At 25.4% G+C, this 2,512-nt stretch carries 1 protein-coding gene; it reads left to right on the forward strand.

Going from position 1 to position 2,512, the window contains the following annotated elements; genetic code table 11:
- Window positions 1-83: 83 nt before the first annotated feature.
- A partial coding sequence (locus ACH2BO_RS10800; protein WP_395044755.1) for an MG2 domain-containing protein occupies window positions 84-2,512 on the forward strand: 2,429 nt, incomplete at its 3' end.

The raw sequence follows: 2,512 nt of genomic DNA on the forward strand, positions 1-2,512 counted from the left end.
AAAAAAACTGTAAATTTTAAAAAAAATGATTTACTTTCCAACCTTTCTATAAAAATCATACTCTATATATTAAACTACAATTTATGAAAAATAGTATACTCCTTTTATTATTAGTTATTTCTACTGCAACTTTTTCTCAAAATTACGAACAGGATTGGAAAGAAGTACTACAATTTGAATTAAACGGAAAAACAGAATCTGCTAATAAAGCAGTCTTAGAAATTTATAAAAAAGCCAATCGTAAAGATAATAATCCACAAATTATTAAGTGCTTTTTTTATATCTCAAAATTCAAACAAGTATTTGAAGAAAATTCTCGTGGAAAAATTTTAGAAGATTTAAAAGATAAAATTAAATCAAGTTCTAAACCTAACCAAGCACTTTTAAATACTATTTACGCTACTCTACTGCAGAATTATTTAAGTGTAGAGCAATATAAAATAAATAATCGCACCAATTTACAAATACAAAAATCTAAAGATTACGCTACTTGGACAATAAAAGATTTTGAAGAAGAAATTGATTTGGCATACCAAAATTCTATAAAAAATAGTGATAAACTTCGTGAAGTAACCATTAAAGAATATGAAGCAATTTTTGATATTTCACCTTATACAGATAATGAAAAAAGTAGTTTATATGACTATATTTCAGAACAGTATATCAATTATTTTAATAATAAAATACAAATTTATAATGTTAAAAATCGTGACTTAAATACTATTCTGTATCAAGATGCTTTAACTTTTCAAAACTTTAATTGCAAAGAAATTGAAGATAAAAATCTAAAAAATATAGTAAAATTATTTCAAGAAAACGAAAAACAGTATTTGCAAAATAATGATGATAGATTAGGAATTGCAGTTTTGCAACGTTATAATTTTTCAAGTAATCGTTTTGGTAAATCTGAACAGTATTATAAAGCTATTGAAAATTTAGAGAAAACTTCGACTAATGTTTTTTTGACACAACAATTAAAAGCAAAACGTGTATTACATTGTTTTGAAAGATCTGAAAAAACTGGCATTTCTTATTATGATAAAGCAATTGCGCTGACAGATTCTATCTTGAAAGTAAACATTAATCCGACTGCAATGGCAGAGGCAAACAATATAAAAATAAATATTTTAAGTAAAAAACTATCTTTAAATTTAAAGAAAGTTATTTATCCAAATGAAGAAATTCGTGCTTTTGTAAACTATAAAAACGTAGATTCTATTGTAATTAAATGTTATAAAATTCCATCAAATTTTAATCTCGTAAACTATTACAATCAATCAAATATTCAAGATTCTATTGTATTAGATTATGTTTCTAAACATTTTCATTTTCAAAAATATACTAGAAAACTTCCTGTAAAAACAGATCATTTTGATTATTCTACCGAAATTTTATTAGAAAAATTAAACGTTGGAAATTATTTATTATTTATAGAAACTCAAAATAATGAAGGTGAAAAATTAGCTTTTACTTATGAAAAAATTACGGTTACTTCTATTTTACCACTATCTGATACTGAAGCTAAAGATGATGTATTGTTTGTATTGGATAGAAAAACCGGAAAACCAATTCAAGGATTAAAAGTTACTAATGATAAAAAAACTTATTTAGGAAATGAGATAGGAAAAATTAAAATTCCAAAAGAAAAATATTTTCCAAGTCTTCAAGAAATAAAATATGATAGTCAATTAGTATTTATCAGAGAAAACGACACTTTAATTGACAATTATAACAGAACTTTTTTATATGACAATAATGATACTAAAGACGATGATGATTACGATAATTATCAAGCTAAATCAATGGTTTTCTTTGATAGAGCAATTTACAGACCAGGACAAAAGGTGTTTTACAAAGCGGTTATGGTTCAAAATAAAGATGGTGTAAAAAGTATTGTTCCTAACCTTACAGTTCATATAGAAATTGAAGATGTAGACGGAACTACTTTAAAAGAATTGGATGCTAAAACTAACGAGTTTGGTTCAATTTCTGGTGAGTTTGACATTCCGAAAAATGGTTTAACAGGAGAATTTATACTTACAATTGATGAACCAGAAAATATTGAAAATGATAAAGAATATTATAATAAAAAAGAAGAAGAACATAAATTTTGGGACAATGTAGATTATGATAGTGAAGAATTTACTTTTAATGTAGAAGAGTATAAACGTCCCACATTTGAAGTGACTTTTAATAAAATTAAAGAAAATTTTACTGTTGGCGATGTTATTACCATTACAGGAAATGCTAAAACTCTTGCAGGAAGTAATCTTAGTAATGCCAAAGTTGTTTATGATATTTCTAAAGATGTTTATTTAAAAAATGACGATAGCGATGATAGTACAAACTACCTTCAAAACGAAATTACAACTGATGGAACTGGCGATTTTAAAATTCAATTTACTACAGATGAAGCTCAAATTGTTAAAGATTCCATTTCTAGTATATATTTCACTGTAGACATAACTGTTACCGATTCTGGCGGTGAAACTAAAACTGCTTCACAACGTGT

Origin of the sequence: Flavobacterium sp. (assembly GCF_043773265.1) — a bacterium.
Classification (GTDB): Bacteria; Bacteroidota; Bacteroidia; order Flavobacteriales; family Flavobacteriaceae; genus Flavobacterium.